Source organism: Alteromonas sp. S005, assembly GCF_036864475.1.
GTDB lineage: Bacteria > Pseudomonadota > Gammaproteobacteria > Enterobacterales > Alteromonadaceae > Alteromonas.
Map to the genome: position 1 here is coordinate 84,127 of NZ_JAZETN010000005.1, position 13,928 is coordinate 98,054.

At 43.7% G+C, this 13,928-nt stretch carries 8 protein-coding genes; 6 read left to right on the plus strand and 2 right to left on the minus strand.

Annotation, left to right across the window (positions count from 1 at the left end; all coding sequences use genetic code 11):
- Positions 1–279 precede the first annotated feature (279 nt).
- Positions 280–1,284 (plus strand): 5'-methylthioadenosine/S-adenosylhomocysteine nucleosidase family protein, encoded by a 1,005-nt coding sequence (locus tag V7R55_RS08410; RefSeq protein ID WP_334059044.1) that lies wholly within the window; start codon positions 280–282, stop codon positions 1,282–1,284.
- 202 nt (positions 1,285–1,486) lie between these two features.
- Here the strand turns inward: V7R55_RS08410 and V7R55_RS08415 are convergent, their stop codons facing one another.
- Complete coding sequence (locus V7R55_RS08415; RefSeq protein WP_334059045.1) at positions 1,487–4,297, minus strand: bifunctional aconitate hydratase 2/2-methylisocitrate dehydratase; 2,811 nt, start codon at positions 4,295–4,297, stop codon at positions 1,487–1,489.
- Positions 4,298–4,689: 392 nt separating this feature from the next.
- Positions 4,690–5,907, minus strand: coding sequence for a PQQ-dependent sugar dehydrogenase (locus tag V7R55_RS08420; protein ID WP_334059048.1), 1,218 nt, complete (start codon positions 5,905–5,907; stop codon positions 4,690–4,692).
- Between the two features lie 169 nt (positions 5,908–6,076).
- Between V7R55_RS08420 and V7R55_RS08425 the strand changes: the two genes are divergently transcribed.
- From V7R55_RS08425 to V7R55_RS08445, 5 genes are all read left to right on the plus strand, one after another.
- On the plus strand, positions 6,077–6,553 hold the full coding sequence (locus V7R55_RS08425; protein ID WP_334059050.1) for a hypothetical protein: 477 nt from the start codon (positions 6,077–6,079) through the stop codon (positions 6,551–6,553).
- 110 nt (positions 6,554–6,663) lie between these two features.
- The gene (locus V7R55_RS08430) at positions 6,664–8,232 is read left to right on the plus strand and encodes an AMP-binding protein (protein WP_334059052.1); all 1,569 of its coding nucleotides are present in this window, start codon (positions 6,664–6,666) and stop codon (positions 8,230–8,232) included.
- A 149-nt stretch (positions 8,233–8,381) separates the two neighbouring features.
- Positions 8,382–9,527 carry an FIST signal transduction protein gene (locus tag V7R55_RS08435; RefSeq protein WP_334059055.1) on the plus strand — a complete coding sequence of 382 codons (1,146 nt, stop codon included), beginning with the start codon at positions 8,382–8,384 and terminating at the stop codon, positions 9,525–9,527.
- Positions 9,524–12,841, plus strand: a complete 3,318-nt coding sequence (locus tag V7R55_RS08440) for an ATP-binding protein (RefSeq protein ID WP_334059058.1) — start codon at positions 9,524–9,526, stop codon at positions 12,839–12,841. The genes V7R55_RS08435 and V7R55_RS08440 overlap by 4 nt, the downstream gene beginning before the upstream one ends.
- Positions 12,816–13,913: an HD domain-containing phosphohydrolase gene (locus V7R55_RS08445; RefSeq protein WP_334059060.1), complete on the plus strand. Its 1,098-nt coding sequence runs from the start codon at positions 12,816–12,818 to the stop codon at positions 13,911–13,913. The genes V7R55_RS08440 and V7R55_RS08445 overlap by 26 nt, the downstream gene beginning before the upstream one ends.
- Positions 13,914–13,928 lie beyond the last annotated feature (15 nt).

Here is a 13,928-nt window from a genome sequence, read left to right on the forward strand (position 1 = left end):
TGAGTTAATTATTCAGGTGAGCTTTTAGTTAACATTACTTGGTATACAAATTTTAAGCAACAAACAAAAAGAGTTGCCTTCGCTCACATCTTTATTAGTTGCTATCTTCACCATACTAAGGTTGTCCATATTTAGCGTTCTTGTTGGCTCGAACTTTGCCATAACTCTGTCATAGTGTTTAATTGAGACTGTTCCGATAGCTATTTATCTCAATTACATATAGTTCTCGCTCATCAACCGCACCACATTGGTGCACATAATAAATTAAATAAGGTCAATATGCGCTTAAGTAGTTTTGTTTTATTCGTGTGTATATCGCTATCGTCTCTAGCAAATGACGATACTAGTCAGTACGGTCCAAAAGATTTTTCCAACGTAACAAACAAATGGACAGCCGTGGTTGCTGCTTACGAGCCAGAGATTGAAGCCATTGACGCCGCGTTTGCGACTATGGACGATGCTCAAATTACGCAAACGGTTTATATTAAAGGGGTTAAATATCAGTTAGGCACGTATAAAGGTGAGCCGATTGTTGTATTTAGTACGGGTGTCAGTATTACCAACGCAGCAATGACCGTGCAGATGGCGTTGGATTACTTCCCTATTGATAAGCTGGTTATGATGGGTATTGCAGGGGCCATAAACCCGAAATATACACCAGGCGATATCGCAGTGCCTGAACGCTGGTACTTCCATGACGAATCTGTCTATATCAATCCGAAGACAGGTGACGCTAACACCTATGAGCTACCTGACTATTACGCTAAACAACTCGAATATTACAAAGAGCGACGCGATACAGATAAGCATTCGCCAAACTATAAAAACATTGGTTTTATTCATCCTACTGAAGTGGCAGTAGTTAAAGAGGGTTGGGACACTCGCAAAAGAATGCCCTATTTTACTGCCGATAAAGCATTGTTAGACATGGCAAAACGCGCGCTCAAAAAAATTCCGCCTATCACTATGCCATCTGGTAAGGAAATACTGGTTGATATAGGTGGAAATGGAGTAACAGGTTCGGTATTCGTAGACAACGCTAAATACCGTGAGTGGCTGCGTGACGTTTACACCGCTGATGTTGCAGAAATGGAATCGGCAACCGTCGCACAGGTGAGTTTTGTTAACGACGTAGACTGGTTAATTATCCGCTCAATTAGCGACTTAGCGGGCGGTCAGCACGGTAAAAATGTTGAAAATGTATTTGACGCGATAGCCTCTGGCACCGGCACCAAGCTGCTACTTGGCATACTCGACGAACTCGTAGCCACCGCCCCCAAATAACAAATAAATGGGGTCAGTGTACATTTCTTCGAATAAATGGGGTCAGTGTACATTTTTCGGCAATTAAGCAGAGTAGGTTTAAAAGAAATGTACTCTGCCCCCCAATCTTTGTAGTTAATGTACTCTGACCCCATTATTTCAGGTATAAAAAAAGCCCCAACCTTGGTTGGGGCTTTTTAATGCTTTATTTAGCGGTAAGTGCTTATATGCGCTTAACTGCTACGTCCGCTTCAAACTTTGGTGCTACAGCCAAATCTTCTGAAGGTGGAGCAAACTTAGTTAGGTCGATGCCTTCAACTGCTTGCTTGTATTCTTCAGTTGTTGGGAAACGACCAAGCACGGTTGAAAGTACTACTAGCGGCGTAGAGCCTAGTAATGATTCACCTTTCTTCTCAGCAGAGTCAGCTACAACACGGCCTTGGAAAAGACGTGTTGATGTAGCAATAACGGTATCGCCCGGCTCAGCTTTTTCTTGGTTACCCATACATAGGTTACATCCAGGACGCTCTAGGTAAAGAATGTTCTCGTACTTAGTACGCGCAGCTTCTTTAGGCTTAGCATCGTCGAATTCAAAGCCTGCGTATTTCGCAAGTACTTCCCAGTCGCCTTCTGCTTTTAGCTCGTCAACGATGTTGTATGTAGGTGGCGCAACAACAAGTGGCGCTTTGAACTCTACAGAGCCGTTAAGCTTCTCTAGGTTACGCAGCATTTGTGCGATAATTTGCATGTCGCCTTTGTGCACCATACAAGAACCCACGAAACCTAGGTCTACTGGCTTACCATCGTAGTAAGAAACTGGACGGATAACGTCGTGGGTATAACGCTTAGACACGTCTTCGTTGTTTACGTCCGGGTCAGCAATCATTGGTTCGTCGATTTGATCTAGGTCGATAACCACTTCTGCGTAGTACTTAGCGTTGTCATCTGGTGCAAGCGCTGGTACTTCGCCAGACTTGATTTCAACAATACGCTTGTCAGCAAGGTCAATTAGACCTTGAAGCATGTTAGCTTCGTTATCCATACCCTTGTCAATCATGATTTGGATACGGCTCTTAGCAAGCTCAAGTGACGCAACCATAGTCTCATTGTCAGAGATACAGATTGACGCTTTCGCTTTCATTTCTGCAGACCAGTCAGTGAACGTAAACGCTTGGTCAGCAAGTAGAGTACCGATTTGTACTTCAATTACGCGACCTTGGAACACGTTCTCGCCAGAGAACTGCTTAAGCATTTGCGCTTGAGTAGCGTGAACTACGTCACGGAAGTCCATGTGCTCTTTCATGCTACCTTTAAAGGTCACTTTCACAGACTCTGGAATTGGCATTGCCGCTTCACCTGTCGCAAGCGCTAGTGCTACCGTACCTGAGTCGGCACCGAATGCTACGCCTTTTGACATACGAGTATGCGAGTCACCACCAATGATGATGGCGCGGTCGTCTACAGTGATGTCGTTAAGCACTTTGTGAATAACGTCAGTCATTGAGTGATAAACACCTTTAGGGTCACGTGCTGTGATTACGCCAAAGTTGTTCATGAATGACATTAGTTTAGGAATGTTAGCCTGTGCTTTCTTATCCCATACTGACGCCGTGTGACAACCAGACTGGTATGCACCGTCAACAGTAGGTGAAATAGTTGATGCCGCCATAGACTCTAGTTCTTGGCAGGTCATTGGGCCAGTGGTGTCCTGAGAGCCTACAATGTTAACCTTAACACGAACGTCAGAACCTGCGTGAAGCGGCGCATCTGAATTTACGCCTACCGCATTGCGGTTAAAGATTTTTTCTACAGCAGTAAGGCCTTGGCCTTCGTGTGAAACTTCTTTCGATTGCGCGTAAACTGCTGGCGCTTCAACACCTAGTGTACGTGCAGCAAAAGATTGTAGCTGCTTACCGAATACAACGGCGTAAGAACCACCCGCTTTCATGAACTCCATTTTCTGAGGAGTGAATGAGGCAGATACGTCAGCCAGTTCTTCTGAACCGTTGAAAAGCTTCTTCGCTTTAGTATCGATAGTCAGTACCGTACCCGTTGCTACAGAGTAAGCTTCTTCAAGCACTGGGTCGCCGTTTGCATCGCGCACTACTTCGCCGTTTTCGTCTGTTTTCTTAACCCAGTTTTTAAGGTCAAGACCAATACCACCGGTCACGTCTACAGTAGTAAGGAAGATGGGTGCGATACCGTTAGTACCAGCAACAATTGGCGCTTTGTTTACAAAAGGAATGTAAGGGCTTGTTGGCTCACCGGCCCAAAGTGCAACGTTGTTCACACCAGACATACGTGAAGAACCTACACCCATTGTGCCTTTTTCAGCAATAAGCATAACTTTCGCGTTAGGGTGCTTTTTACCTAGCTCGACAATTTCTTGCTGCGCTTCAGGTGTAATCATGCACTGGCCGTGAAGTTCACGGTCTGCACGAGAGTGCGCTTGGTTACCTGGAGAAAGAAGGTCCGTTGAAATATCACCTTCAGCAGCGATATAGGTCACTACTTCAATTTTCTCTGGTACTTCAGGAAGCTTGGTAAAGAATTCAGCTTTTGCGTAGCTTTCTAGTACGTCTTTAGCAATGGCGTTACCCGCTTTAAATGCTGTTTCTAGACGTTCAGTATCAGCTTCGTATAGATAAACTTGAGTCTTCAATACTTCTGCAGCTGGCTTTGCAACTGCTTCATCATCAGAAAGAGCAAGATCTAGAAGTGCTTCTACAGACGGACCACCTTTCATGTGTGAAAGTAGCTCAAGTGCAAACTCTGGCGTGATTTCTTCTACTTTTTCTTCGCCAAGTACAATTTCTTTCAAAAATTGTGCTTTAACACCAGCAGCAGGCGTAGTTCCTGGCAAGGTGTTATAGATAAAGAATTTTAGAGAGTCTTCGCGGTGCTCGTTTGTTGTATCTTTAATTTGAGCAATAATTTCAGACAGCAGTTCTGCACTGTCAATTGGCTTAGGGTTAAGACCTAATTCCGTTTTACGGGTTTCGATCTCTGCCAGATATTCTGAATACAAACTCATATAGTTCTCTCGGTCTTAGTTTTACTTGGGCGTAGTGTTAAGTCGGTCTTAGCTATACGCATATAAAAATGAGGGATATTTTAACTGATTTTTAGCAGTTACGTAATGACTGAAAGTGATCAGTTGGTTATGCAACTGCTCAAACCAAAGTTAAATCAACATCAGCAAGCATAGATGCAAAAAATGACTTTTTGTCGAAAATAATCTTTAACTCTTAATTTCAGTCACTTATAAAAACAAAGATTGAAATACAGAATCATTTTTGAAGAGAATGGTTTGACCAATAAAGATAAATAATAGTGTTGTATTTATGACAAAGATTCATTCTATTTATGGTGCTACCAGTACAAATTACCATCAACTTTAAAGCAAAATTTCAGTTTATTGGTTTTTCATTGTGCTTTGTTCTGTTTAGGTGAAACTTTTACCACCTTGGCATTCTCACCGTCTGTTAGAAGAAGTAGGTTGCCTTGATGATCAACCGCTATATCTCTCAACCGCATTTCTAGTTTGTCAAAAACCTTCGTAGAAACATACGTACTCGAAGTTTTATTGACCGCATATAACACCTTCGCTTTCAAACTGGTAACAAGCAAGGTATCGGTCAGCATTGGATATTGATCATGTGAGTAGTAAATCATAGATGATGGCGCGATGGATGGTGTCCAATTGACAATGGGGTCTGTCATACCCGGGTAGGTTGAAAAAGGTGAAATTCTCGCACCTGAATAGTCTTTTCCTAGCGTAACTACGGGCCAACCATAGTTCGCCCCCTTTTGAAGCAGGTTCACTTCGTCGCCGCCATCGGGGCCGTGTTCATGCATGAATATTTGCCCATGAGGTCCCTGCACTAACCCCTGTGGATTTCGATGTCCCAAAGTGTATACGTAAGGGTTTTCTGGAAAAGTTGGGTTCATTAATGGTTTACCCGCTATTGAAAAACCAAGTACTTTTCCTAACTGGGAACTAACGACTTGCGCTTGCTCTCGATAATCGAATCCGTCACCAGTAGTGACTAAAAAGCTCGGTGCTTGGCTTACGTCGCTTCTTTCCAACTGAAGAAGCTTCCCGCCATAGTGTACAGGCGTATCTTTTGTTTGCTCCACTTCAATTACGGGTTCGATGTCAGTAATACCGGAAGAAAGAGAAAACTCGCCTTTAACTACTGCAAGACGGTTTGCATCATCACGTCCCTTAGAATAACTGATTAGCACAGTGCGGCTGGCGGGGAACTGAGAAGGGATAAGAATATCTAGCACACCTCCCTGCCCTTTTGTATACAAGTTATCAAGAGCCAAAGAGAACTTAGATACTTCACCGTTATTATCGACAACAACGAGTTCACCGTCTCTTGTTACTATCAATATGTGCGTTGTTGCTTTCTCTTGGTCTACAAGAGTTGTCATAGCCTTCGGAAAGCCTAGCGAGGTTACAAAGTTCTCTGTTACTACGTTATTAGCAAAACTTTTTAAAGAAGCCGGGACATCGCTTGTAACTGTCTGTTTTTCAGTACTACGCGCGATTTCGATTTCAGTGTCAGCAACGAGACTTGACGCCAGAGGGTGCGAAATCGCCCCGCTGGCTAGCGCGAAAACCAAAAATTTTTTCATAATACGCACCGACTTCATTGTGATTGTCCTCGCTTATCTTTGCTAATCTAATTTAAGCTATAAAGATGTGCTTAGCTATTAGTCGCAATATAACTACATTTAGTGTTCTTGTTGCGGTTTGTCGATAGTTAATACATGGTAATAACAGACGAATCTTGGAATGTAATACATGAGAAACCTAACTCGCCGCGCAATTTTTCATTTTGTCCCATCTTGGGCAGTCGGTTTCCTACTTGCAAGTGTATTTCATTCAATTTCTGTTTTAGTGGGTCTGGTGCAAATTGGCGTCGAGTTGAATGTTAGTGATTGGCTTTTCATGATACGCCAGGACGCCTTAGGCCTTTTACCCACTTACGGTGCTATTATCGCCGTAACTTTACTGCTGGCTTTTCTAATAACGCACTTTTTGGTCAACCGCCTAAGCCTTAACGAAGTAAAAGACACGAGCAGCGCTACACGATTCATTCTTTTTGCTGCTGCAGGCGGCCTTTCTTTCCTATTGATGCTGCTAGCCATGCAGCCTATTTTAAATGTCACCCTTATTGCAGGCGCTCGCTCGACGCTAGGACTAATAGCACAGTGTTTTGCTGGCTTCTGTGCAGGATACTTTTACAGCTACTTTAGTGATAGTTCCAGCTATCGTTAATAAGTAGGACTTATACTATTAAATAAGCCAACTCTGATGTAAATAAAAAGTTAAGTTTGCTAATGTAAGGAGTATACCCTATACCCTTTGCCTTACTAGGAATAAGCAATATGATAACTTACCCTGATAATGTGACATGCCTGGCCGACTATATCGAAAGTGTTTTTGAGAAGTTCGCTGATAAACCTGCATATACGGCCCTAGGGCAAACTCTCACCTTTGCCGATATCGACAGTAAGTCGTCTGCGTTAGCGCGCTATTTTGTACACGAAGCAAATCTGACTCCTGGTACAAAAGTGGCCATTCAGCTTCCTAACCTTATCCAAAACCCTATTGTCGTTTATGCCGCACTACGCGCTGGACTCGTTGTAGTTAATACAAACCCGCTTTACACCGAGCGTGAAATGAAGCATCAGTTTACCGATAGCGGTGCAAAAGCCTTAGTTATTTTAAGTGACTTACTTCCTAAGTTTACCAAAATTAAAGATGATACTGGTATCGAGACTGTCATTACGACATCGGCAACAGAGTTGCTAGACCCTAGTACAGCGCCAACGCTAGACGGGACGGTTTCTTTTAGCAAAGCAATTGAAAAGGGAAGTGCACTGCCCTCATTCTCTCGCCCTTCAATAAAATTAGACGAACTCGCCATGCTGCAATACACCGGCGGCACTACTGGCGTTTCTAAAGGGGCTGCGCTCAGCAATAAAAACGTATTGGCTAACTGTATTCAGATGCTTGATCGCATAGGTGAAGGTTTTAAAGACGGCGAAGAAGTGTTGGTGTGCCCGTTGCCGCTTTATCATATATATGCGTTTACGGTCGGTATGATGGCGCTATTTGCGAAAGGCACGCACATTATTCTTATCCCGAATCCAAGAGACATCGACGGTTTCATTCAAACACTTAAGCCTCATAAAATATCTGCCTTTATGGGTATAAATACGCTTTTTGTTGGTCTTGGTCGACATCCAGAGTTTGCGAAGCTCGATTTTTCTAATCTTCATCTGACTATGTCTGGCGGTACAGCGCTCACACAAGCGGCTGTATCAATTTGGCGAGATGTGACGGGCAATACTATTACCGAGGGCTATGGCCTGTCTGAAACCGCCCCCGTGGTTTCATTCAACATTCCAGGAAAAGAAGAAATAGGCACAGTCGGCCATGAGCTAGAGGACACTGAGGTAGCCCTGCTCGATAGCTACGACAAACCTGTGGCAGAGGGGGAGTCTGGGCAAATAGCGGTGCGCGGACCGCAAGTTATGATGGGCTATTGGAATCGGGATGATGAAACCGCAAAGGTAATGACCGAAGACGGCTTCTTCAAAACCGGTGATATCGGTATTCGCACAGAATCTGGCGCAATTAAGATTGTAGACCGCTTAAAAGACATGATTATTGTTTCAGGCTTCAACGTTTATCCAAACGAAATAGAAGATGTGCTAACGTCGCACCCCAGCGTGATGGAAGCCGCCGTTGTTGGCAAGCCCGATGATAAGACAGGAGAGCGAGTATGTGCTTATATTACGCTTTCAGGGGATGTATCGACAGAAGTTCTAGTCGAACACTGTAAAACCCAATTGACCAACTACAAAGTGCCAAAATCGATAACGATACTAGAGGAGCTCCCCAAATCTACAGTGGGTAAAATTCTTCGCAGAGAGCTTCGCAGTGCCTAAACAACCAAAGCAACGGCCGGCCGGTTTTACTTGCCAGCCGTTTTTCTTTATAAATCAGTTTATTGCTACGAAAGGATAAGGTACCGACATTGTAAATAGGCGTGCTTCCTACTATAAATTAGGAATGCCGCCATTAAACTTTGTCCATCATGCTTTCAAAGACGTTTTTTTTTAATAGTGTAGATGAGCTGATATCGCAAAAAGACGCATTAAAAGCGTTCGCCCCTTCCCTGCTTATTGTTTATGCCTCGGCCCCATTGCTTACGTCTTCCCAGCTTCATCATACCTTAAATGATGTATGCATTAACTGCGTTGGCTGTAGCACTGCAGGTGAGATTTCAGCGAATAGAGTAGCTACTAATGGTATTTCTATTGTTGTGGTGCGTTTTCAATCTGAGTCATCAGTAAAAATCCACCAAACAACCTTACCCGATATGCCATCGTCGTTTGATACGGGTCATTCCCTTGCAAGTATGATTGAACTGCGAGGGTTGAAAAGCGTTTATTTGTTGGCTCCGGGTGTTGAAATAAATGGTTCAGCCTTGCTTGAAGGTATGATGACGCGCTTACCACAACACATAGGAATAAGCGGCGGCCTTGCAGGCGATAACGGTGCGTTTGAACAAACATACATATTGCACCCCGATGGAATTGATAGCCGCAGCGTTGTCGCTGTTGCTTTTTATGGAGACTATCTTACTTTCGACTATGGCGCACGCGGGGGATGGCGTTCGTTTGGACCCGCTCGGAGAGTGGCGTCGGCAGAAGCAAATCTTCTATTCGAACTTGACGACAAGCCGGCACTGGAAATATACAAAGCTTACTTAGGCGAATACGCAGATGATTTGCCGGCGAGTGGGCTCCTGTTCCCTTTTGAAGTGCTGAATGAAGAGGGCGAGCCAACAGGAATTATCAGAACGATTCTAGGAGTCGATGAGCAGCGCAAAAGCTTAGTATTGGCTGGTGAGGTCAATGAAAATCAGTACTTGCGCCTGATGAATGCATCCACCGAAGACCTTATTAGCGGCGCCATAGAAGCGATCGCGCCTATCTCCCAAAAAAATATTGATGATGATTCACATTGTCTAGCCCTAGTGACGAGTTGTGTGGGAAGAAAGTTAGTCATGGGTGACCGCGTTGAGGAAGAAATTGAAGAGGTAGCGCGGCAACTAAACAATAATACGACTATTGCTGGGTTCTATTCTTACGGAGAAATAAGTCCATCATGCAATGAAACGCAATGTGAACTGCATAACCAAACCTTAACTCTCATGTTAATGAGGGAAAAACATTGAATTCACTATTAGAGCGTCAGTTGCGCCGAGCTTTTCAGCTTAACGACAACGTATCGCTAAAAGCTTGGCTGAACAGCCTCAGCGACGAGAACGACAATAGCACAAGCCCCAGTCAACAATCTCTCAAGCGTGGACTTGCTGCCCTTATTCCTCGAATTGATGAGTCGTACACATTTAACGAGAGAGATATCAAACTAAGAGATAGAAGCTTACATATCAGCTCTGAAGAACTTATTGCTGTCAACAGAAAGGTGCGAGAGGAATTTAACGAACAGAAGGCCGTTGTCGAAACCTTGAGGTTAGCAGTTAACCAACTTCTAGAAGAGCGTAATAAGCCTCTTATAGATGAGCAATTTACTAACTTATCAGATCTTTCTTCGCTCATGTATGAGCTCATACGGGAGCAGCAAAACGCTAATAATGAGCTACTGTTACAGCGCAGAGCAATGGATAAACACGGTATCGTGGCGACCATCGATCTCCAGGGGACCTTGTTATCTGCAAATGATAAATGCTGTCAGCTTTCTGGTTATTCTCGTGATGAGTTGATAGGGCAAAACACGTCTATTTTTCGCCTTCACAATATTTCGAACGCTGAACAAGTCAAAATATTAGAAACCCTGATTAAAGGTGAAATTTGGCAGGGAGAACTAAATAGCTTTACTAAAGATAATAAGCCTTGGACAGTGTTTGCAACCGTCGTACCTATCGTCGAGTACAACCAACGGGTAAACCGTCTCGTCGTCATTTGTACTGATATGTCGGAACAAAAACGTCTTTCTAGAAAATTAAAAAAGGATAGAGCTTTCCATCAGAGCATTACCAATAGTATAGGTGAAGGTGTTTACGCGGTTAACGGTGAAGGTAAAACACAATTTCTCAATCCCGCTGCATCACGCCTATTAGGCTGGACGTTAGACGAATTGAAAGATAGACGTTTTCACGACACCGTTCACTACCAAAACGGCGATGGTACCTTACTTCCAAGAGAACAGTGCCCCGTTAATCTAACGATCAAAAGCGGTAAGCCCTATACCTCTTATGAAGATTTTTTCACCGATAAACGGGGGCGTCTATTCCCTATTTCTATCGTTGCCGTACCGCTACTCGATAAAGAAGGTAAGCCAGATGGACATGTAGGCGTTTTTAACGACATTAGTAGCCAAAAAGCCATCGAGCACAAACTGCAGAAAGCCTATAACGAAGCGCAAGGCGCAAACAAGGCAAAGAGTGATTTTCTCGCGACGATGAGCCATGAAATCAGAACGCCAATGAATGCCATTATTGGGTTAACCCACTTAGCACTCGAGTCAAATGATAGCGACCAGCAGCAACAGTATTTAGAAAAAGTTCAAAACAGTGCTAACGCACTGCTTGAACTTATCGACAGTATCTTGGACTTCTCAAAAGTAGAAGCGAACAAAATCGACATTGTTGATGAGCCTTTCACGTTAACAAGAATCATCGAAAAGTTAGCACAAGTATTTCAAGTTAAAGCTCAACAAAAGCAACTTCAGCTTCTTTTCGACATTCGCTGTAGCACGAGTATTCCCTGTCATGGTGATAGCGAAAAAATCTATCAGGTACTGCTGAACCTTCTTAGTAATGCTATTAAGTTTACTGACAGAGGATGCGTAACACTTATTGTGGAGCCGAAAGACGCCATGCTGATGTTTAGGGTATCGGACACTGGAATGGGGATAAGCGATGAAGGAAAGTCTAAGCTATTTAATGCTTTTGTTCAGGCTGACGCTTCAATTTCAAGAAAATTCGGTGGCACAGGTTTAGGCCTAACTATCTGTAAGCGATTAGTAGAACTAATGGGAGGAGAGCTGCTCCTAGAAAGCAAAGTAAATGAAGGGAGCAGCTTTTCATTTACTTTACCTGTTTGCCGTAGCGATAAAGACGTACCCAATCCACTATTACCTGTCTCATTACCTAAAAACATCATATGCATTAAGACACATGAGAGCGTAAGTTCAGCGTGTGAAGTACTCGGCAACACATTAGAGAGACTCGGCATTCATTGTCAGGTAGTGGATGAAAGCAGCGACAAGCTTCCAGACAATATGCCTTTAAGCGTTGTATTTTTGGCCGAAGATCGAGACAGCTGGAGGCGATTCTCTAATAACCTAGAAGCCGGCGAATACAACAATATCAACATGCGTGTACTGTTAAGCTCATTAAGCCGTCAGGAAGTAAAGAAAAGATTGGGAAATTCATTACCGTCACACATCAATATTGTTGAACTTCCGTTTGTTGATAGCGACATTATTTCTGCCCTTTCGCCGCTGCAAACTTCTACCAAGAAGCAGTTAATAGACGGTCTAGAAAGCAAAAAGTGGCGAAGTATCCGGTTAGCTTCCAAACAAGTATTAGTGGTTGATGACGACCCCATAAGTGTAGAAATCAGTCAGCAAATACTTAGCGACTTAGGAATGACAGTGGTTACTGCCGCCACAGGGAATGAAGCCTTAGCGCTTTGCGAAACCTCAAGTTTTGACGCACTTTTACTAGATTGTCACCTTCCGGATATTTCGGGATACGAGATAGCAGAAAGGCTTTCTCAGCAATACGGCTGGACAATTCCTATAATTGCATTAAGTGCCGATGAAACGCCGGAAGCTTCAGAAACGGCGCTGGCATCAGGTATGTGTTTTCACCTAGTGAAACCGGCCAAAGCTGATGAGATAATCCATACAATAGATACGAACATACACGCAGGTTACATTGAGGTGACCTCTCCTGACGAGCCAAGCCCTTTTATTTCTTCTTTGATGACTTTTTACAATAAATACAGTCAGCAAAGCGTAATGTCAGATTTACTTAACATATTCCACACACCGTCTGTCGACAACTTGCTATTGAAACAATTATATGACGATGCACAACTTATTGGTGCCACCACTCTTGCTCAATGCCTCCACCTACTTATTAGCAAAGATGAAAGACCGGACGCAATCAAAGCAAAACATGTCGCTACACTGTCGTTTGAGCTTGATGCAACGCTTCGCCTCATTGCGCACACGGTAAACAAGGCCACATTAATTGCCGATACACAATTACATGACAATGTAGATGAGACCTCCTTTCTATCGAGTTTGGACGCTATACAGAACGCACTAGAAACCTACGATGCCAAAGCCCTTGAGTATATATCAAGCTTTGCAGCACAACAGGCAGAGTCACGCCACTCTCATGAAATAAATAGAATAAAGCAGCTTGCAGCCGTTTATGATTTTGAAGGTGCTTTAACGTTAATTAACCAATTGAAAGACTATATTTGTAATGAACAAACCGAAGCCGACAAATAATAGATTCAGCGTACTTGTTGTCGATGACGAGCCAGCCAACATTGACATACTGCTTGGCATACTCAGTCCCTATTACGATGTTAAGGTCGCGCCATCTGGCGCTGTTGCTCTGAAAATAGTGCAGCAGTTTACGCCGGACCTAATACTGTTAGACATTATGATGCCAGAAATGGACGGTTTTGAAGTTTGCAAGCAGCTAAAAACAGACAGGCTATTAAGTCAAATCCCAGTTATTTTCGTTACCGCATTGACCCAAGGAGAAAGCGAGGAAAAGGGGTTTAAACTTGGCGCTGTCGACTATATCACTAAACCGGTATCACCGAGCATTACGCTTGCGCGCGTGAAAACACATATAAGCCTTGCTCATCAAATGCGTATCACCGAAAACTTAGTGACAAAGCGGACTGAAGAGCTTAGCAAAAGCCAGCAAAGTGCCATTACTATGTTAGCGACAGCAGGCCATTATAATGATACAGATACTGGGCATCACATTTGGCGCATGGCCGCTTACAGTAAATGCTTAGCGATTGCGTGTGGCTGGTCCTATGACGACGCGTGCTTGCTGGCACAAGCAGCGCCTATGCACGACACCGGTAAAATAGGTATTCCTGACGCTATCTTAAAAGCGCCTCGCCGATTAATAAATAGCGAAATGGAAGTGATGCGCAGTCACGCACAAATCGGTCATAAAATCCTTTCTCAATGCGATACCCCGCTCTTTGCTCTTGCTGCAGAAATTGCCTTATGTCATCACGAAAAGTGGAACGGTACGGGTTATCCCGAGGGTTTAGCTGGAGAAGGTATCCCCGAAAGTGCTCGTATTGTTGCCATTGCTGATGTTTTCGATGCGCTAACGATGAAGCGTCCTTATAAAAAAGCATGGTCTGACGATGAAGCATTTGAACATCTCAAGGAGGGAGCCGGGAAACATTTCGACCCCAAACTGGTGGAGTGCTTTATTTCAATCAAGAAGGAAATATTAGAAACTAAAAACCATTGGAACCAGCTAGAAGCGGAGGGACAAATGGCATCAGTGGCTGATTTGGTTCCCCAATCACGTATAGACTTATAGTCACTACAAAACACT

What these genes read in the sequence shown, in the direction of transcription:
- V7R55_RS08410 (WP_334059044.1), top strand. Translation starts at nt 280, where the DNA reads ATGCGCTTAAGTAGTTTTGTTTTATTCGTGTGTATATCGCTATCGTCT.
- V7R55_RS08415 (WP_334059045.1), bottom strand. Translation starts at nt 4,297, where the DNA reads ATGAGTTTGTATTCAGAATATCTGGCAGAGATCGAAACCCGTAAAACG.
- V7R55_RS08420 (WP_334059048.1), bottom strand. Translation starts at nt 5,907, where the DNA reads ATGAAAAAATTTTTGGTTTTCGCGCTAGCCAGCGGGGCGATTTCGCAC.
- V7R55_RS08425 (WP_334059050.1), top strand. Translation starts at nt 6,077, where the DNA reads ATGAGAAACCTAACTCGCCGCGCAATTTTTCATTTTGTCCCATCTTGG.
- V7R55_RS08430 (WP_334059052.1), top strand. Translation starts at nt 6,664, where the DNA reads ATGATAACTTACCCTGATAATGTGACATGCCTGGCCGACTATATCGAA.
- V7R55_RS08435 (WP_334059055.1), top strand. Translation starts at nt 8,382, where the DNA reads ATGCTTTCAAAGACGTTTTTTTTTAATAGTGTAGATGAGCTGATATCG.
- V7R55_RS08445 (WP_334059060.1), top strand. Translation starts at nt 12,816, where the DNA reads ATGAACAAACCGAAGCCGACAAATAATAGATTCAGCGTACTTGTTGTC.